General features: G+C 70.2%; 18 protein-coding genes. 12 read left to right on the top strand and 6 right to left on the bottom strand.

Features of this window, described 5'->3' with window-relative positions; genetic code table 11:
* Nucleotides 1–18: 18 nt before the first annotated feature.
* Both AC3B5L_RS15305 and AC3B5L_RS15300 read right to left on the bottom strand, forming a co-directional pair.
* The gene (locus tag AC3B5L_RS15305; RefSeq protein WP_259953326.1) at nt 19–1,287 is read right to left on the bottom strand and encodes an ABC transporter substrate-binding protein; all 1,269 of its coding nucleotides are present in this window, start codon (nt 1,285–1,287) and stop codon (nt 19–21) included.
* Between the two features lie 131 nt (nt 1,288–1,418).
* Nucleotides 1,419–1,955: a CGNR zinc finger domain-containing protein gene (locus tag AC3B5L_RS15300; RefSeq protein WP_490095949.1), complete on the bottom strand. Its 537-nt coding sequence runs from the start codon at nt 1,953–1,955 to the stop codon at nt 1,419–1,421.
* A gap of 38 nt (nt 1,956–1,993) precedes the next feature.
* Between AC3B5L_RS15300 and AC3B5L_RS15295 the strand changes: the two genes are divergently transcribed.
* The 6 genes from AC3B5L_RS15295 (at nt 1,994) to AC3B5L_RS15270 (ending at nt 9,138) form a co-directional block, all read left to right on the top strand.
* The gene (locus AC3B5L_RS15295; protein WP_490095948.1) at nt 1,994–2,938 is read left to right on the top strand and encodes an EamA family transporter; all 945 of its coding nucleotides are present in this window, start codon (nt 1,994–1,996) and stop codon (nt 2,936–2,938) included.
* A gap of 196 nt (nt 2,939–3,134) precedes the next feature.
* Entirely contained in the window at nt 3,135–3,800 is a 666-nt protein-coding gene (locus tag AC3B5L_RS15290; protein WP_490095947.1) for a GntR family transcriptional regulator, read from the top strand.
* Nucleotides 3,797–5,323 (top strand): MmgE/PrpD family protein, encoded by a 1,527-nt coding sequence (locus tag AC3B5L_RS15285; RefSeq protein ID WP_490095946.1) that lies wholly within the window; start codon nt 3,797–3,799, stop codon nt 5,321–5,323. Before AC3B5L_RS15290 ends, AC3B5L_RS15285 begins: the two co-directional genes overlap by 4 nt.
* A 118-nt stretch (nt 5,324–5,441) precedes the next feature.
* Nucleotides 5,442–6,344 (top strand): methylisocitrate lyase, encoded by a 903-nt coding sequence (gene prpB / locus AC3B5L_RS15280; protein WP_490095945.1) that lies wholly within the window; start codon nt 5,442–5,444, stop codon nt 6,342–6,344.
* Between the two features lie 2 nt (nt 6,345–6,346).
* Nucleotides 6,347–7,480, top strand: coding sequence for a bifunctional 2-methylcitrate synthase/citrate synthase (locus AC3B5L_RS15275; RefSeq protein ID WP_490095944.1), 1,134 nt, complete (start codon nt 6,347–6,349; stop codon nt 7,478–7,480).
* Nucleotides 7,481–7,650: 170 nt separating this feature from the next.
* Nucleotides 7,651–9,138 (top strand): MFS transporter, encoded by a 1,488-nt coding sequence (locus AC3B5L_RS15270; protein ID WP_490095943.1) that lies wholly within the window; start codon nt 7,651–7,653, stop codon nt 9,136–9,138.
* Between the two features lie 13 nt (nt 9,139–9,151).
* Here the strand turns inward: AC3B5L_RS15270 and AC3B5L_RS15265 are convergent, their stop codons facing one another.
* Entirely contained in the window at nt 9,152–9,736 is a 585-nt protein-coding gene (locus AC3B5L_RS15265) for an antibiotic biosynthesis monooxygenase (protein ID WP_187664235.1), read from the bottom strand.
* A 944-nt stretch (nt 9,737–10,680) separates the two neighbouring features.
* On the opposite strand from AC3B5L_RS15265, the gene AC3B5L_RS15260 reads away from it, so the two are divergent.
* The 4 genes from AC3B5L_RS15260 (at nt 10,681) to AC3B5L_RS15245 (ending at nt 15,128) form a co-directional block, all read left to right on the top strand.
* On the top strand, nt 10,681–12,180 hold the full coding sequence (locus AC3B5L_RS15260; RefSeq protein WP_490095942.1) for a CoA-acylating methylmalonate-semialdehyde dehydrogenase: 1,500 nt from the start codon (nt 10,681–10,683) through the stop codon (nt 12,178–12,180).
* 9 nt (nt 12,181–12,189) lie between these two features.
* On the top strand, nt 12,190–13,371 hold the full coding sequence (locus tag AC3B5L_RS15255; RefSeq protein WP_268777066.1) for an acyl-CoA dehydrogenase family protein: 1,182 nt from the start codon (nt 12,190–12,192) through the stop codon (nt 13,369–13,371).
* The gene (gene mmsB, locus AC3B5L_RS15250) at nt 13,368–14,246 is read left to right on the top strand and encodes a 3-hydroxyisobutyrate dehydrogenase (protein ID WP_490095941.1); all 879 of its coding nucleotides are present in this window, start codon (nt 13,368–13,370) and stop codon (nt 14,244–14,246) included. The genes AC3B5L_RS15255 and mmsB overlap by 4 nt, the downstream gene beginning before the upstream one ends.
* A 105-nt stretch (nt 14,247–14,351) precedes the next feature.
* A complete protein-coding gene (locus AC3B5L_RS15245; protein WP_363590539.1) occupies nt 14,352–15,128 on the top strand; it encodes an enoyl-CoA hydratase-related protein in 777 nt (258 codons plus the stop codon).
* A gap of 93 nt (nt 15,129–15,221) precedes the next feature.
* On the opposite strand, the gene AC3B5L_RS15240 is transcribed toward AC3B5L_RS15245, so the two are convergent.
* From AC3B5L_RS15240 to AC3B5L_RS15230, 3 genes are read right to left on the bottom strand one after another with little or no spacing between them, the layout of a single operon-like run.
* The gene (locus AC3B5L_RS15240) at nt 15,222–15,665 is read right to left on the bottom strand and encodes a YdeI/OmpD-associated family protein (protein ID WP_490095940.1); all 444 of its coding nucleotides are present in this window, start codon (nt 15,663–15,665) and stop codon (nt 15,222–15,224) included.
* Nucleotides 15,662–16,132 (bottom strand): SRPBCC family protein, encoded by a 471-nt coding sequence (locus AC3B5L_RS15235; RefSeq protein WP_490095939.1) that lies wholly within the window; start codon nt 16,130–16,132, stop codon nt 15,662–15,664. Before AC3B5L_RS15235 ends, AC3B5L_RS15240 begins: the two co-directional genes overlap by 4 nt.
* Entirely contained in the window at nt 16,132–16,668 is a 537-nt protein-coding gene (locus AC3B5L_RS15230) for a MarR family winged helix-turn-helix transcriptional regulator (RefSeq protein ID WP_259953343.1), read from the bottom strand. Before AC3B5L_RS15230 ends, AC3B5L_RS15235 begins: the two co-directional genes overlap by 1 nt.
* Nucleotides 16,669–16,843: 175 nt before the next feature.
* On the opposite strand from AC3B5L_RS15230, the gene AC3B5L_RS15225 reads away from it, so the two are divergent.
* Together AC3B5L_RS15225 and AC3B5L_RS15220 are read left to right on the top strand one after the other, a co-directional pair.
* Entirely contained in the window at nt 16,844–17,620 is a 777-nt protein-coding gene (locus AC3B5L_RS15225) for an electron transfer flavoprotein subunit beta/FixA family protein (RefSeq protein WP_490095938.1), read from the top strand.
* Nucleotide 17,621: 1 nt separating this feature from the next.
* Nucleotides 17,622–18,593, top strand: coding sequence for an electron transfer flavoprotein subunit alpha/FixB family protein (locus tag AC3B5L_RS15220; protein WP_366236980.1), 972 nt, complete (start codon nt 17,622–17,624; stop codon nt 18,591–18,593).

Raw genomic sequence — 18,593 nt, 5'->3', positions numbered from 1 at the left:
TCCCCGGCTCCTCGAGGGTCAGCCGGCGTTCGCGGCGAACCAGTCGTCCATGGCCTGCAGCACCTGGTCGGCGGGCGCGCCGCCGAGGAGGGCCTGGGTCTGGGTGTTGATCTCGCCTGCGTAACCGTCGGGGAGGGTGCGCTCGCCGTAGCCACCGCCGGTGGGCGTGTAGGCCTCGGCGGGGGTGTCGGCGACGATCTGCAGCAGCTCCTCGCCGAGCGGCGTCATGTCGTACTCGTAGCCGTCGCGGAAGTTGCCGTCGACAGCGAGCTGGTCGCTCACGGCGGTCTGGTCGGTGGTGAGGAACTCGATGAGCTTCGCCGCAGCATCCTGGTTCTTGCTCGCCTTGAGGATCGAGTAGGGACTGGCGATGTTGGCGCCCATAGCGGGCTGCTCGTCGGCGCTCATCGCGGGGGCGCGGAAGACGCCGATGTCGGCCGAGTCCGTCGCCTTCGCCTGGGTGCCGGCGAACCAGCTGCCCATCGAGTACACCGCGGTCTTGCCGGAGAGGAAGGCCTGCTCGGCATCCGGGTACTTGATGCCCAGGGCGTCGCCGGGGATGTACCCCTCGGACACCCAGTCCGCGTAGGTCTCGACCGCGTCGCCGTAGGTCTCGCTGAACGTGACGTCGCCCGTCGAGATGTCCTGGAACCACTCCGGGTCGTCGGCGATGATGGTCGGCAGTCCGAGCGCCTGCAGCGTGTGGCTGGTCATCCAGTCACCGCCGGTCTGGACGGGGGTCCACCCTGCGTCCTTGAGCTTCCCGAGGGCGTCCGTGAGCTCGTCGACGGTCGTCGGCAGCTCCGTGATCCCGGCCTCCTCGAAGGCGGTCTTGTTGTAGAAGAAGAGGCTCTGCAGCTGCACGCCGATGCCGGCCATGTAGTTCTTGCCGTCGATCGAGTACTGGTCGGCGAGCGGACCGGACGACGCCCATTCGTACTGCGAGAGGTCGACGAGCTCGGGAGCGAGCTTGGTCGTCGGGGCGATGGACTGCACGACGTCGGGAGCGTCACCGGCGGCCAGCAGACGCGGCACGGCGGCTTCGACCCCCTCGGCACCCGGGTTCTGGATGACGACGTCGATGTTCGGGTTGGCGTCCTCGAACGGGGCGACGAGGTCGTTCCAGAACTCCTCGGTCAGGTTCGGGGTGACGTTCACGAGCATGCGGACGGTGACGTCGCCGCCGGCATCGCCGCCGTCGTCACCGGCGGTGGTCGAGCAGCCGGCGATGGCGAGGGCGGATACCGCCGCGATGCCGGCGAGGGGGAGGACTCGGGCCTTGATCATCGTTGATCCTTTCCTGATGCATGAGGGAGGGCCGCTCGCGACATTACACTAATCGATAATCGTTTGTGAAGAGCGGGCGGCATCAGATCCCGCTCGGAGAGGGCGGCCTCCGAGCGTGGTGGGTGCCGCGGTCAGCGGGCGGCGCGACGGGCGCGGTAGGCGGCCACGGCATTCCGGTTGGCGCAGCTCGTGGAGCAGTACCGTTTGGAGCGGTTGCGGGAGAGGTCGAGCGCGATCGCCTGGCAGGTCTCGTCCGCGCAGACGGTGAGGCGAGAGCCCTCGTCCGTGCGGATGACGTCGATCAGAGCCATCGCCGTCTCCACGAGCACGCGTTCGGCCAGCGGGCGCTCATCGGCGAGGCCGTGCAGGTGCCAGTCCAGCGCGTCGTGACGGATGAGCCGCGGGGTCAGACGCACCTCCGCGAGAGCGGCGTTCACGTGCGCGGCCATCTCGTCGCGCGGAGCCAGCAGCATGGCACGGAGCCGCGGGCGCAGAGCGCGGAGGTCGTCGAGTTCCACCGTGTCCCTGTCGACCCGCCCCGTGTACGGAAACACCTTCAGGAAGGCCTTCTCGTCGTCGATGTCCACGAGGGTGTCCGGTTCTTCCGACGAGTTCGCGAGCCAGACCGCCGCTCGGAGTGCGTCCTCGGTGTCATCGGTGAAGACCATGTTGACAGCTTACTCCCGTCGGCGTACCGTCATCTCCCATGAGCACCGTGGCTGATGACACGATAAGCACACGGGCGAGTGTGCGTCTCGGCCTCCCGCTCGCGATCGCCGCCGCTTTCGCGTTCGGGTCCTCCGGGGCCTGGGCGCGCGGACTCATCGATGCGGGGTGGACGCCGGGTGCCGCCGTCACCGTGCGGGTGTGGGTCGCGGCGCTCGTGCTGCTCGTCCCCACTCTTCTCGCGCTGCGGGGACGGTGGCGTGCGCTCCGGCAGAACGCGGGGATGGTCGCCGCCTATGGCCTGCTCGCCGTCGCAGCCACCCAGCTCTGCTACTTCCAGGCTGTCGCGGTGATGGACGTCGGGATCGCTCTGCTCATCGAGTACACCGCCCCGGTCGCGGTGCTCCTCTGGCTCTGGCTGCGTCGGGGAGAGCGTCCCACGCGGCGCAGCATCCTCGGTGCGGCCATCGCCTTCGTCGGACTCGTCCTCATGCTCGACATCGTCACCGGCGCGCAGGTGAACGTGCCCGGGGTGCTCTGGGCGCTCGGTGCGATGGTGGGGGCCGCGAGCTACTTCGTGCTGTCCGCCCGGGCCGACACCGGCATACCGCCGATCGCGCTCGCGGGGAGCGGGTTGCTGCTCGGTGCCGTCGGCCTGAGTCTCGCCGCGCTCGTCGGGGTGCTGCCCTTCGCGTGGACGACCTCCGACGTCGACTACCGCTTCGGCGCGGTGCCGTGGTTCGTGCCGGTCCTTGCGATCGGCGTGATCGCGACGGCCCTCGCGTACGTGCTCGGCATCGTCTCGACACGGATGCTCGGCTCGCGGCTCGCCTCGTTCGTCGCGCTCGCGGAGGTCGTGGCCGCCCTCCTCTTCGGCTGGCTTCTGCTCGGCCAGCTCCCCGGCCCGCTGCAGGCCGTCGGTGGCGTGCTCGTGCTCGCCGGCGTGGTCGTGGTCAAGCTCGGCGAGCCCCGCCCCGCGGCCTGAGCGGCGTCTCCGCGGGCACAACTTCGGACTCCAGGGCCGACACGCCGCCCCGCGGCCCCGCCGTGCGGCGTGTCCCCGGCGGTCTCCGAAGCTGTGCCCGGATGGGGGAACGGCTGGGCGGAGATTATGTATACGAATGCACCGCCTGAATGAGACAGGTAGCCTGCTGGGGGCCATTTATGTATACACTGGCGATATGGTCCTCCCGGTCGAGCGCACGTCCATGGGTGATCGCGCCTATGCGGCGCTCCTGGACGGCATCCAGTCCGGGGAGCTGCCGGCCGGTTTCGTGCTCGGCGAGGTGGAGCAGGCCGAGCGCCTCGGCGTGAGCCGGACCCCGCTGCGGGAGGCGCTGCGTCGCCTGGCCGCCGACGGCCTGGTCGTGCAGCAGTCGCCCCGCGTCACCGTGGTCGCCGACCTCGACGCCGACGACATCCGGTCCCTGTTCGAGATCCGCCGCGCGCTGGAGGAGACCTCCGCCCGCCTCGCGGCCGTCCGGGGCGACGCCGACCGGTTCGCCGCGCTCGCCGCGGAGTTCGCGCACGTGGATCTCACCAGGGCGGAGGGCCGCGACGCCTACTACGCGCTGATCGCGCGGTTCGATGCGGCCCTCGACGACGCCGTCGCCAACGACTACATCGCCGCGGCGCTGCGCACCGTCCGCACCCACCTCGTGCGCGTGCGGCGCATGGCCCGTGACAAGCCCGCGCGGCTCGCCGCCTCCGCGGCCGAGCACCGCGCGATCGCCGAGGCGCTCGCCGCCCGCGACGGCGACCTCGCCGCCCATGCCACGCATGTGCACCTGCACAACGCGCTCACCGGCATCCTCGACTCCCTCCCCGACAGCGAAGGACACTCATGACCGTCACCCACCACGTCCGCGTGCACGCCAGCTCCGAGAACCTCGTCCGTGAGGACCAGCTCGCCTGGAAGATCGCCGAGGTCGCGGTCGACCAGGTCGAGGTCGAGCAGCCCGTCGTCGACATGATCATCAACCGCATCATCGACAACGCGTCCGTCGCCGCGGCCTCCCTCGCCCGTGCGCCGATCGTCGCAGCCCGCGCGCAGGCGTTCAGCCACCCCGTGTCCACCGGTGGTGCCGGCGCCAACCTCTTCGGAACACCGCTCGACCGCCGCACCAGCCCGGAGTGGGCGGCCTGGGCGAACGGCGTGGCCGTGCGCGAGCTCGACTACCACGACACGTTCCTCGCCGCCGAGTACTCGCACCCGGGCGACAACATCCCGCCGATCCTCGCGGTCGCGCAGCACACCGGCAAGGACGGCAGCGCGCTCGTGCGCGGCATCGCCACCGGCTACGAGATCCAGATGGACCTGGTGCGCGCGATCTGCCTGCACAAGCACAAGATCGACCACGTCGCGCACCTCGGCCCGTCCGCCGCCGCCGGCATCGGCACCCTCCTCGGCCTCGACGTCGAGACGATCTACCAGGCGGTCGGCCAGGCGCTGCACACCACGACCGCCACCCGGCAGAGCCGCAAGGGCGAGATCTCCACGTGGAAGGCGCACGCCCCGGCCTTCGCCGGGAAGATGGCCGTCGAGGCGGTCGACCGGGCGATGCGCGGACAGACCAGCCCCGCGCCGATCTACGAAGGTGAGGACGGCGTGATCGCCTGGATGCTCGACGGCAAGGACGCCGCCTACGAGGTGCCGCTGCCCGCTGCGGGCGAACCCAAGCGCGCGATCCTCGACTCGTACACGAAGGAGCACTCCGCGGAGTATCAGGCGCAGGCGTGGATCGACCTCGCCCGCAAGCTCGGCACGGCGAACCCGGCGCTCCGCGACCCCGCGAACATCGCCTCGATCGTGCTGCACACCAGCCACCACACGCACTACGTGATCGGCTCGGGTGCGAACGACCCGCAGAAGTACGACCCGACGGCCTCCCGCGAGACGCTCGACCACTCGATCCCGTACATCTTCGCGGTGGCGCTGCAGGACGGCGGCTGGCACCACGTCGACTCCTACACGCCGGAGCGCGCCGGCCGGGCCGACACGGTCGCCCTGTGGCACAAGATCACCACGGCCGAGGACGCGGAGTGGACGCGCCGCTACCACTCGGAGGACCCGGACGAGAAGGCCTTCGGCGGCCGCGTCGAGATCCGCCTCACCGACGGCTCGACCGTGGTGGACGAGATCGCCGTCGCCGACGCCCACCCGCTCGGTGCGCGCCCGTTCGCACGGGAGAACTACATCGCCAAGTTCCGCCTGCTCGCGGAGCCCGTGCTCGAGGCCGCTGAGATCGAGCGGTTCCTGGAGCTCGTGCAGCGCCTGCCCGAGCTCACGGCCGCCGAGGTCGCCGAGCTCTCGATCGTCGCGAAGCCGGGTCTGCTCGACGACGCCGCGGCGCCCGCCGGTCTGTTCTGATGCCCACGCCGTTCATAACTCAGGAGAATCGGCGCGGAACGCGTCGGCTGACCGCCTACACGGCACTTTCCCCCGCCGGTCTCCTGAGTTGTGAACACCGATCGAAGGGGAGCAACTGATGCTGTACTCCACCACGACGCCGGCCGAGAAGCGGCGCCTGTTCCGGGACCGGCTCGCCTCCGGGGAGCTGCTGCGCTTCCCCGGCGCGTTCAACCCCCTGAGCGCCCGACTGATCGAGCAGAAGGGGTTCGAGGGTGTCTACATCTCGGGCGCCGTGCTCGCCGCCGACCTCGGCCTGCCCGACATCGGCCTCACCACGCTGACCGAGGTCGCCGGGCGCGCGAAGCAGATCGCCCGGATGACCGACCTCCCCGCGATCGTCGACGCCGACACCGGTTTCGGCGAGCCGATGAACGTCGCCCGCACGATCCAGGAGCTCGAGGACGCCGGTCTCGCCGGCACTCACATCGAGGACCAGATCAACCCCAAGCGCTGCGGACACCTCGACGGCAAGGCCGTGGTCGACGAGGACACCGCGATCAAGCGCATCCGCGCAGCCGCCGACGCCCGCCGTGACGAGAACTTCCTGATCATGGCGCGCACCGACATCCGGGCGATCGAGGGGCTGGACGTGGCGATCGACCGGGCCCAGGCGCTCGTCGACGCGGGAGCCGATGCGATCTTCCCCGAGGCGATGCGCACGATCGGCGAGTTCGAGGCCATGGCCGCGGCGCTGGACGTGCCGATCCTCGCGAACATGACCGAGTTCGGCAAGAGCGAGCTGTTCTCCGTCGACAGTCTCCGCGACGCCGGGGTGCGGATGGTGATCTGGCCGGTGTCGCTGCTGCGCATCTCGATGGGGGCCGCGGGCCGTGCGCTCGATACGCTGAACGACGAGGGGCACCTGACCTCGAAGCTCGGCGAGATGCAGCACCGCGCCGACCTCTACGAGCTGATCGACTACGAGTCGTACAACCGTTTCGACTCCGGCGTCTTCAACTTCACCGTTACGAAGGAGTGACCATGACCGAGCCGGACATCAAGAAGGGCCTCGCGGGCGTCGTCGTCGACACGACCGCGATCTCGAAGGTCAACCCCGAGACGAACAGCCTGCTCTACCGCGGCTATCCCGTGCAGGAGCTCGCAGACACGCAGTCCTTCGAGGCGGTGGCGTACCTGCTGTGGAACGGGGAGCTGCCGACGGGCGACGAGCTCGCCGCGTTCCGGCTGGAGGAGCGCAAGCACCGCGCCCTGGCCGACAACGTCAAGGCCGCGATCGATCTCGTGCCGCTCGAGGCGCATCCGATGGACGAGGTGCGCACCGCGGTCAGCCTGATCGGCACATCGGACCCCGAGGCCGGCGGCTCGGTGCTCGACGCCGGTGGCAGCCCGGAGCAGAACCTGGCGCGCAGCATCCGCCTGTTCGCGGCGCTGCCGGCCATCGTCGCCTACGGTCAGCGTCGCCGTCGTGGCCAGGAGCTCATCCCTCCGCGCGACGACCTCGACTACTCGGCGAACTTCCTCTGGATGACGTTCGGGGAAGAGGCCGACGACGTCGTGGTCGACGCCTTCAACCGGTCGATGATCCTCTACGCCGAGCACTCCTTCAACGCCTCGACCTTCACCGCCCGGGTCATCACCTCGACCCTCAGCGACATCTACTCGGCTGTGGTCGGGGCCATCGGTGCGCTCAAGGGCCCGCTGCACGGCGGGGCGAACGAGGCCGTGCTGCACATCTTCAAGGAGATCGGATCGGCGGACGCCGTCGAGACCTGGCTCGACAAGGCTCTCGCGGAGAAGCGCAAGATCATGGGCTTCGGACACCGCGTCTACAAGAACGGCGACTCGCGGGTGCCGACCATGAAGGCCGCGCTGGACACCCTCGTCGCGCACTACGGCCGGGAGGACGTCGCCGAGCTGTACGACGCGCTGGAGTCGCAGTTCGTCGAGCGCAAGGGCATCCACCCGAACCTCGACTACCCGTCCGGCCCCGCGTACAGCCTCATCGGCTTCGACACGCTCACCTTCACGCCGCTGTTCGTCGCGGCGCGGGTGACGGGATGGACGGCCCACGTCATCGAGCAGGCCGGCGCGAACGCCCTGATCCGTCCGCTGTCCCACTACGACGGCCCCGAGGAGCGGCACGTGGCCGGCTGACCCCTCCGTTCGAATCGCCTGAATGGCTCCATCTCACCGCGGGATGGAGCCATTCGCGCGATTCGGAGCAGTAGCGTGCCGACGGCCCCCGGGTCAAGCGGATGCAGCGGATTCCCGGGAGGAGTAAACCGGATCCGGGACGAAAGCATGTCCCGCGAGAAGGAGGCCCCATGTCCGCGTCCGACGTCACCGTCAAGGAGGTCCGGTCGCTCGTCCCCGCGCGCATGGACCGGCTCCCCTGGTCGCGCTTCCACTGGATGATCGTCGTCGGACTCGGGTTCTCCTGGATCCTCGACGGCCTCGAGGTGCAGATCGTCGCGGCCAACGGCTACGCGCAGACGCTGGGGATGGGTCCCGCCGAGGTCGGCCTCGCCGGCACCTGCTACCTGCTCGGCCAGGTGTTCGGCGCCCTCGTGTTCGGCCGCCTCGCCGACCGCCTCGGCCGCAAGAACCTCTTCCTGCTCTCGCTCGGGGTGTACCTCGTCGGGTCGGCCGTCGCCGGTCTCGCGTTCGCCCCCTGGTTCTTCTACATCTGGCGCTTCGTCGCCGGCGCGGGCATCGGCGGTGAGTACGCGGCGATCAACTCGGCCATCGACGAGATCATCCCCGCGAAGTACCGCGGCCGCGTCGACATCGCCATCAACGGCACCTACTGGGGTGGCGCGGCGCTCGGTGCCGTGGCCAACATGTTCTTCCTCAACACCGACCTCCTCCCCGCCGACATCGGCTGGCGGCTGAGCTTCTTCGTCGGTCCGATCCTCGGCATCCTCATCATCTGGCTGCGGCGGCACATCCCGGAGAGCCCCCGCTGGCAGATGACGCACGGCCGCGAGGAGGAGGCGGAGCGCAACGTCGACGAGATCGAGGAGCGCATCCGCAAGGAGGGCAAGTCGATCGAGCCCGTGGACGAGAGCAAAGCCATCACGGTCAAGGAGTACGGCAGCGTCCCGCTCCTCGTGATCGCGAAGGTGCTGTTCAAGAAGTACCCGCGGCGCACGCTCGTCGGCATCACGATGATGGTGACGCAGTCCTTCCTCTACAACGCGATCTTCTTCACGTACGCGCTCGTGCTGGAGAACTTCTACGACACCCCGCCGGCGTCCGCATCGCAGTACTTCATCGTCTTCGCGGTCGGCAACCTCGCGGGCGCCCTCATCCTCGGCCACTTCTTCGACACGTGGGGTCGTCGGCGGATGCTGTTCGGCACCTATGTGCTCGCGGGTCTGATCCTGCTCGTCAGCGCCTTCCTCTTCAACGCGGGTGTGCTGAATGCGGGCACGCACACGGCGTTCTGGTGCGCGTCGTTCTTCTTCGCCTCGGCCGGAGCATCGGCCGCGTACCTGACCGTGAGCGAGATCTTCCCGCTCGAGCTGCGCAGCCAGGTGATCTCCTACGTCTTCTCCATCGGGCAGCTCGTCGGCGCGGTCGCTCCGGTGCTCTACGGCGCGCTGATCGGTGCGAGCGCGGAGTCGGGCGACCGCGGTCCGCTGTTCTGGGGGTACGTGCTCGGTGCGGCGATCATGATGTTCGGCGGCGTCGTGTGTGGTGTCTTCGGCGTCAGTGCGGCCGGGAAGTCACTGGAGGACATCGCCGATCCGCTCTCGCTCGTGGCACCGGCGAAGAAGGGCGTCACCCCGGGGTCGGAGTCCGGCTCCTGAGAAGGCGGTTCCGCTAGCGGGCGAGCCAGTTCCGCAGGGAGCGCGTGACGAACGGCAGAACCCAGTACGTCATGATCGGCGTGAGCACGAGGGTGGTGATGAGCACGCGGAGCCACAGCGGAACGACGTCCCATCCCGGCACCGGGCTCATGGCGTAGGTGAACGCGAGGTTCACGGGGAAGAAGCCGAGCCAGATCGAGACGGCCTGCTTCCACCGCGGCGGCGCGGGGGCGACGGTCACGGTGCTGGTCGTGCCGTCCGGGTCGACGACGGGGATGGAGCCGGTGGACGGCTCGTCGAACCAGCCCTCGATACCCGAGCGGCGCTTGGACCTCTCGCTGCGGACGAAGCCCTGGCCCATCGACAGCCACCAGGCGCGTTCTCCGGACTGCTCCCACGCGGTGAGCGCGTCCTCGCTCGCGAAGCGGTAGAGCATGTGCCAGACCTGGGAGTCCTCGCCGGCACGGACCCAGCCGGAGCCGAGGAAGCCCGGGTACTTCGTCGCGAGGTTCACCCCGGTCTGCACCCACGCGGTGGCCTCGGCGATGCGCTCCGGGTCGACCTCGCGGCGGATGGAGACGGTGACGGGTTCGGACACAGGGGCGGATGCGGACATGGTGCGGTCCTCGGGGTGAGCGGCGTCGGGGTGCGGACGCGGGGCGACGGCGCCAGGGTCGCGGCGCCTGGTCGATTCTAGTTCGCCTTCGAGTCGCGCGATTGGCTCCAGATCCGGGCCGGATGCCGCCAGCATCTCCCGCAGCTCATCGATCGTCGCCCAGGGCTGCCTCGCGACATCCGGCCGCCCGACCCCCGGCCTCCAGCGTCGGCAGAAGTAGTCGCCGAGCGCCACCAGGTCCGCGAGCGGCAGCGTGCCGAGGGAGACCCAGGTCGCGGCGGGGGAGGTCACCCGGAGGCCGTCCCGATAACGGATCGAGGTGAGGCTGGACAGCGTGCGGTGTCCGGTCACGCCGCGGGCGCGAGGGATCGGGATCCCGCCGGACGCGCTGACGTGGAGGGCGAGGTCGTCCGCCGTCGCGACGCTCCCGCGGTCGTCGAAGGCGAGCGGTAGCGGGCCTCCCCAGATCGAGGCCGCGGTCTCGTGGCTGAAGAAGTGTCCGGTCGGATCCGCGCAATCGACCGCGGCTCACGCCGTGCAGCCGCGCCGTCCGTACCGCGAAGTCCACCCCGAAGCGGGCCGGAAGCTCGTGTCGTCGTCCCATGCCCCCACGCTCCCACCGCTGCTGTCGGGCTGGGTTCGAAGGGAAGAAGAAGACCCCCGCCGACCCGATTCGGCGGGGGTCTCGGGAGCGAGAGTGCTCACCGTGTGCACGGGAGACGCGACTACCCGATCCGGTCTGAGTCTGTGCCGTGCATCTGCAGTTGTAATCGGCCCAGGTGGCCAGCGGGTGAACGAGGGGCGAACGGCGCCGTGCGGCCACTCGTCTGCCCGACGACGAGAGATACAAGGACGTCCTCGTATTTTCACGGTCGTCGGAGTAAACTCGCCGATGTGCCAAAGAGGGCACGGAGGGATGTCGCACAATGACCCGTACTATCCCGCACTTCGTGGGCGGAACGCATGTCACCCCGGAAGACGGCCGCTTCGCCGACGTCTTCGATCCGAGCACCGGCGCCGTGCAGGCCCGGGTGCCGCTCGCATCCGCGGAGGAGGTGCGCCGCGTCATCGGGAACGCCGAGCAGGCCCAGGCCGCGTGGGCGGCGACCAACCCGCAGAAGCGCGCCCGCGTCCTCCTGCGGTTCCTCGACCTCGTGCAGCAGGAGATGACCTCGCTCGCCGAACTCCTCGCGAGCGAGCACGGCAAGACCGTCGACGACGCCAAGGGTGACATCCAGCGGGGTCTCGAGGTCATCGAGTTCTCCGCCGGGGCTCCGCACCTGCTCAAGGGCGAGTACTCCACCGGGGCCGGGGCGGGCATCGACGTGTACTCGATGCGGCAGCCGCTCGGGGTCGTCGCGGCGATCACGCCCTTCAACTTCCCCGCCATGATCCCGCTGTGGAAGGCCGGCCCCGCCCTCGCCGCCGGCAACGCCGTGGTGCTCAAGCCGAGCGAGCGCGATCCCTCCGTGCCCGTGCGCCTCGCCGAGCTGTTCCTCGAGGCGGGCCTGCCCGCCGGTGTCCTCAACGTCGTGCACGGAGACAAGGAGGCGGTGGACACGCTGCTCACCGACGACCGGATCCGTGCGGTCGGCTTCGTGGGCTCCACGCCCATCGCCGAGTACATCTACGCCACCGCGGCCGCTCACGGCAAGCGGGCGCAGTGCTTCGGCGGCGCGAAGAACCACATGATCGTGATGCCCGACGCCGACCTCGACCAGGCCGTCGACGCCCTCATCGGTGCCGGCTACGGCTCCGCGGGGGAACGGTGCATGGCCATCTCCGTCGCGGTCCCGGTCGGCGAGGAGACGGCGGACGCCCTCGCCGCCAAGCTCACCGAACGTGTCGCCCAGCTGCGCGTCGGGCCGTCCCAGGCGGAGGACGTCGACTACGGCCCCCTCGTCACGAGTGCCGCGGTCGAGCGGGTCGAGGGCTACATCCAGCAGGGGATCGACGAAGGGGCGACAGTGCTCGCGGACGGCCGCGGGTTCACGGTCCCCGGTCACGAGGAGGGCTTCTACCTCGGACCGACCCTGTTCGACCACGTGACCACCGACATGGCGATCTACCGTGAGGAGATCTTCGGCCCGGTGCTCGTGATCGCCCGCGCCGCCGACTACGAGGAGGCGCTGCGCATGGCCTCCGTGCACGAATACGGCAACGGCGTCGCCATCTTCACGCGCGACGGCGATGCCGCCCGCGACTTCGCCGCTCGGGTGGAGGTCGGGATGGTGGGCGTGAACGTGCCCATCCCGGTGCCGATCGCCTACTACACGTTCGGCGGCTGGAAGCGCAGCGGCTTCGGCGACCTCAACCAGCACGGCGCCGACGCCTTCCGCTTCTACACGAAGACCAAGACCGTGACGAGCCGCTGGCCGTCGGGGATCCGCGAGGGCGCGAGCTTCGTGATCCCCACCATGCACTAAGGACACGCGATGACCATGACCACTGTCACCACCACCGACGAGGAGCGCGAGGCGATCCTCGACGCCGTGCGGGAGTTCGCCGATGCGGAGCTCGCTCCGTTCGCCGCCGAACGCGACGAGAAGCACCTGTTCCCGCGGGAGTCGCTCCAGCGCGGTGGCGAACTCGGCCTCGGCGGGATCTACGTGAGCGAGGAGTTCGGCGGCACGGGGCTCACCCGCGTCGACACCGTCGCCATCTTCGAGGAGCTCGCCAAGGCCGACCCCGCCGTGGCCGCCTACATCTCCATCCACAACATGGTGGTGTGGATGATCGACACCTACGGCGACGACGAGCAGCGGTCGCGCTGGCTACCGTCGCTGACCGCCATGCAGGAGTTCGGCGGCTACTGCCTCACGGAGCCGGGAGCCGGATCCGACGCGGCGAACATCGCGACCAGCGCCGTCCGCGAGGGCGACGAGTACGTGCTGACCGGGGTGAAGCAGTTCATCTCCGGAGCCGGTGAGGCCGCGGTATACGTCGTCATGGCGCGGACCGGCGAGCCGGGAGCCCGGGGCATCAGCGCCTTCCTCGTCCCCGGCGACGCGGAGAACCTGAGCTTCGGCGCCCCGGAGAAGAAGATGGGGTGGCACGCGCAGCCCACCCGTCCCGTGATCATGGACGGCGTGCGGGTGCCGGCGTCCGCGATGCTCGGCGACGAGGGCCGCGGCTTCGCGATCGCGATGTCGGCGCTCAACGGCGGACGCCTCAACATCGCGGCGTGCTCGATCGGCGGTGCGCAGGCAGCGCTCGACAAGGCCGTGCAGTACGTGCACGAGCGCGTCGCGTTCGGGGAGCCGCTGGCGGAGAAGCAGTCGATCCTCTTCGCGATCGCCGACATGCGCACCGACCTGCAGGCGGCGAGGCTGATGATGCGCGACGGCGCGCAGGCAGTGGACGAGAAGGCGCCGGACGCGACGATGCGCTGCGCGATGGCCAAGCGCTTCGCGACCGACGCCGGCTTCGAGGTGGCCAACCGCGCCCTCCAGCTGCACGGCGGCTACGGCTACCTGCAGGACTACGGCATCGAGAAGATCGTCCGCGACCTCCGCGTGCATCAGATCCTCGAGGGGACGAACGAGATCATGCGCCTCATCGTGGGGCGGGAGATGCTGCGACCCGCGGGGTCGACGTCGATGCGGAGCGCCTCATGACCCGCGTGGCCTTCCTCGGCCTGGGCCACATGGGCCTGCCGATGGCGAAGAACCTCGTCGCCGCCGGACACGAGGTGCGCGGCTTCGACCTCGTGCCCGCGGCGATCGAGGCGGCCGGGACGGCCGGGATCCCCGTGGCGGCGAGCGGCGCGGAGGCGGTGGCGGACGCGGAGGTCGTGGTGACGATGTTCCCGGCGGGGAAGCACGTCATCGAGGCCTACCGCACGGAGCTGCTGGCGGCCGCGCGCCCCGGAACGCTGTTCATCGAGTCGTCGACCATCGCGGTGGACGAGGCGCGGGCCGCCCATGCGCTCGCGCTCGCCGCGGGCCATCGGCACATCGACGCCCCGGTCTCCGGAGGTGTGGTCGGGGCGGAGGCCGGAACGCTGGCGTTCATGGTCGGGGGCTCCGACGACGACTTCGCGGCGGCGCTTCCGCTGCTGGAGATCATGGGGAAGCGCATCGTGCACTGCGGCGGACCGGGACTCGGACAGGCGGCGAAGGTCTGCAACAACATGGTGCTCGCGGTGTCGCAGATCGCCGTGGCCGAGGCGTTCGTGCTGGGCGAGCGGCTCGGACTCGAGCATCAGGCCCTGTTCGACGTGGTGTCCCAGGCGTCCGGGCAGTGCTGGGCGCTCACCACGAACTGTCCCGTGCCCGGACCGGTGCCCACGAGCCCCGCGAACCGGGACTACCAGCCGGGGTTCGCCGGAGCCCTCATGGCGAAGGACCTCGGTCTCGCGCTGCAGGCCATCGAGCAGACCTCGACGGATGCCCGGATGGGTCGTCTGGCGCAGGAGCTGTACGCCGCCTACGCCGCCGGCGACGGCGCCGCCCGCGACTTCTCCGGCATCATCACCGACATCCGCGGCTGACCCCGGCTTTCGAATCGCCTGAATGGTCGCGAATCCGGCCGAAATGCAGCACTTCGGGCGATTCGAGGGGGAGGGTGGATGACAAACGACAGGAAGGCGGCAGCGATGACCGAGTACGAGACGATCCTGGTGGAGCAGCGCGGACGCGTGGGGTGGATCACCCTCCACCGTCCGGAGGCGCTCAACGCGCTGAACAGCCGGCTCGCCGAGGAGGTCACCGCGGCCGCGCAGGCCTTCGATGCGGATGACGGGATCGGCGCGATCGTCCTGACCGGCTCCGAGAAGGCCTTCGCGGCCGGTGCCGACATCAAGGAGATGGAGGGCATGTCCGCGGCGGAGATGCTCGAGACCGACCACTTCGGCGTCTGGCACGACTTCGCTGCCGTGCGCACCCCGGTCATCGCGGCGGTCTCCGGATTCGCGCTCGGTGGCGGCTGCGAGCTGGCGATGATGTGCGACATCATCCTCGCCGCGGACACCGCGAAGTTCGGACAGCCGGAGATCAATCTCGGCGTGATCCCCGGCATGGGCGGCACGCAGCGGCTCATCCGCGCGGTCGGGTACTACAAGGCCGCGGAGCTCGTGCTGTCCGGCCGCTTCATGGGGGCCGAGGAAGCGGAGCGCTCCGGACTCGTGTCCCGCGTCGTCCCGGCGACGGACCTCCTGGCCGAGGCGACGACGCTGGCGGAGACGATCGCGTCGAAGTCGCTGCCGTCGGTCTACGCCGCCAAGGCCGCGCTCGATGCGGCGATGGAGACGACGCTGTCCGCCGGCCTCGCCCATGAGAAGCAGGCGTTCGCGGCGCTGTTCGACACGCACGACCAGAAGGAGGGCATGGCGGCCTTCCGCGAGAAGCGCACGCCCGACTTCCAGAACCGCTGATCGCGGTTCACAACTCAGGAGAATCGGTCGCGGAACCGCCGTTCGGCGGTGTCGGGGCCCGGTCGGCCGCAATTCTCCTGAGTTGTGAACGGGTCAGCCGCGCAGGGATTCCACGATCTTCGCGATCCGGCGGTCGCGCGTCGCGTCCTGCTTGGCGTCGGCGACCGCCCTGGCGTGCTCCTTCCGCGCTGAGGGGGAGAGGGCGTCGAAGGCCGCGCGCACCGCGGGGTCGGCGTCGAGGGCGGCGGCCAGGGCGGCCGGCACCTCGACCGTCCGCTCTGCGGTGTCGAGCCGGATCACGGCGTCCACCTCCTGGTCGATCTCCACCGCGAGGTCTGCGCGGGCGGCCTTGCTGATACCGATCATGTTCTCGCCTCCCATCCGGGCCAGGCGCAGGCGGGCGGTGCGGCCGCCGATCGTGACCGCGACCGGGAAGGTCTTCCCCGCGCCGAAGGAGGCCACCTGTTCGTCGGTGAGGAGGATCGCCGCGGCGGGACCGCGACCGGTGAGGACGGTGTGCACGCGCAGTTCGCTCATGCAGGAAGAGTACGCCCGCCGTCCTCGATCGCGGCGACGAGGGCGGTGTTGCGCTCCGCGATCAGCCGCTCCATGTACCGCCCCAGGACCAGGGCGTCGACGAGGCGGCCGAGGGGCCCGAAAGGCGACCGGAACACGACGGTGTCCCGCATGAGGGTGCCACGCGGGTGCTCCTCGAACACATGCTCGTGCCGGAGCTCGCGGAACGGTCCGGCGATCTGGCGGTCCGTGAACCGATTCGGCGCGTCGATGTCGAACACCACGGAGCGCAGGCGGAACGGGATGCCGAAGTGCCGCGCGCGCCAGGTGACAGTGGACCCCTCGGTGAACGCGCCGCCCGCAGGCTCCTCGATCATCGTCTCGCCGTAGCGCGCCATGGACTGCAGATGCAGCTGTGGGTCCAGTGCCGCGGCGAAGACGACCGGGCGGGGCGCCGCGATCACGGTGTCGAGCACGAACCGGGGCATCAGAGCGGTTCGGGGAGCGGGCGCGGATCGATGAAGTCGCCGGCGTCACGGCGCAGGCGGGCGACGATGGCGACGAGCTCCGCGGCGTCGGCCTCGCTCATGCCAGGGTCGGCGAAGACGTCGGCGTTCAGGGCGGTCGTGGCGCGCTCGACGAGGTCGCGCCCGGCGTCGGTCAGGGCGAGCATCGCGGCGCGTCCGTCGTGGGGGTGCGGTTCGCGGATCACGAGGCCGTCGCGCACGAGCCGCTCGGCGGTGCTGGTGATGGTGGTGGCGTGGACCTGCAGGCGCGCGACGACGCTCGACAGCGGCAGTCGTCCGGCCCGGCTGAAGGCGAGCAGCCGGAGCACCTCGTACCGCGCGAAGCTCAGCGCGAAGGGTTTGAGGGCCGCGTCGACGCGGGCGAGGAGGAGCTGCTGTGCCCGCATCACCGACGTGACGACCGTCATGCCGTCTGCGGCCTCGGTCCAGCCGTGCGCGATCCACTGCCGCTTCGCCTCGGCGAGCGGGTCGACGGGAAGCGGGCGGGGTCGGACCACGTCTCTACGGTACCGGCGTGGGGCGCCCCCGGTCGCCAGCGGCGAGCCGAGGACGGCAACTGTCGACTATGTATACATTCGTGACCGAAATGTCGGGTGCAGCCTGCGGATCCCTCTGCCTTTGGCTACATAGAAGAGCGGGCGGATAGACTCAGCGTGTCGTGAGGAGCATTCGATGAAGATCTTCGTCCTGGTCAAAGAGGTGCCGGACACCTATGGTGATCGCACGTTGAATCTGGAGACCGGCCTCGCCGATAGCGGCGCCGGGGATGTGGTCCTCGACGAGATCACGGAACGGGCCCTCGAGGTCGCTCTCTCCTACGCCGACAAGAACGAGGGCACCGAGGTCGTGGCCCTCACGATGGCGCCGGAGAGCGCGACCGCGTCGGTGCGACGGGCCCTCGCGATCGGCGCCGCCTCCGCGATCCACATCGTCGACGAGCAGCTCGCCGGTGCCGACCTGGGACTCACCGCCGAGGTCCTCGCCGCCGCGATCCGCCGTGGCGCCCCCGACCTCGTCATCACCGGCAACCTGTCCACCGACGGCGCCGGTGGCGTCCTGCCCGCGATGCTCGCCGAGCACCTCGGCTGGGCGCAGGCCACTGCCCTCTCCGCGGTCGAGATCACGGCCGACGGCATCTCCGGCACCCGGGGCGCGGACGCGGGGAACCAGCAGGTGACCGCGCCGCTGCCCGCCGTGATCTCCATCACCGAGGCGCTCCCTGACGCCCGGTTCCCGAACTTCAAGGGGATCATGGCGGCGAAGAAGAAGCCGCTGGAGGTGCTGTCCCTCGCCGACCTCGACGTGTCGGCCGACCCCGCGGCGGCTCCGCGCACCATCATGACCGCCGTCTTCGAGAAGCCTCCGCGGGCGGCCGGTGTCAAGATCACCGACGAGGGCGATGCCGCCGAGAAGCTCGTCGAGTTCCTCGTGCAGAACAGGCTGGTGTGACATGGCGTACCCCGAGAACCCGATCCTCGTGCTCCTCGACGTCGACCCGTCCGGCGAGCTCGCCAGCAGCACCGCCGGACTCCTCGGCGCGGCGGCGGGCATCGGCACCCCGGTGGCGCTGATCGTCGGCGGTTCCGAGACCGCGGTCGCCACGGCCGCGGCGGCCGGAGCCGCGGTCGTGCTCACGGCCGAGGGCGACCCGTCGGCGCTCACGGTCCCGATCGTCGACGCGCTGCAGGCCGCCGCCGCGCAGGTGCAGCCCGAAGCCGTCCTCATCTCGAACTCGATCTCCGGGCGCGATGTCGCCGGCCGGTTCGCGGTGCGATCGAAGAGCGCTCTCGCCGTGGATGCCGTCGGGGTCTCCCGCGACGACGAGGGCATCGTCGCCCACCACTCGGTCTACGGCGGGGCGTACCTCGTCGATGCGGCCGCGACGTACGGCACGCTCGTCGTCACGGTGCGCCAGGGCGCGGTGGAGGCCAGGGCCGAGGCGGTCGCCTCCCCGCAGGTCGAGCAGCTCGCGGTCACCCCGTCCGGAGCGGTCGCCGCGACGGCGGGCCCCGTCGAGACCGTCGAGGCCACCTCGTCCCGTCCCGAGCTGCGCGGAGCGACCCGCGTCGTCTCCGGTGGCCGCGGCCTCGCGTCGAAGGAGAAGTTCGTGCTCGTCGAGGAGCTCGCCGACGCTCTCGGCGCGGCCGTCGGCGCCTCGCGCGCCGCGGTCGACGCGGGCTACATCCCGCAGTCCCACCAGGTCGGGCAGACCGGGGTCTCCGTGTCGCCGCAGCTCTATGTCGCGCTCGGGATCTCCGGGGCGATCCAGCATCGCGCCGGCATGCAGACGTCGAAGAACATCGTGGCGATCAACAAGGACCCGGAGGCGCCCATCTTCGACGTCGCCGACTTCGGCATCGTCGGCGACGTGTTCGCGATCGTCCCGCAGGTGATCGCCGCGCTCGAGGCGCGGAAGAAGTAG

The organism is Microbacterium sp. C-MGS6 (assembly GCF_058140415.1).
This window is presented reverse-complemented; position numbering and strand designations above follow the sequence as displayed.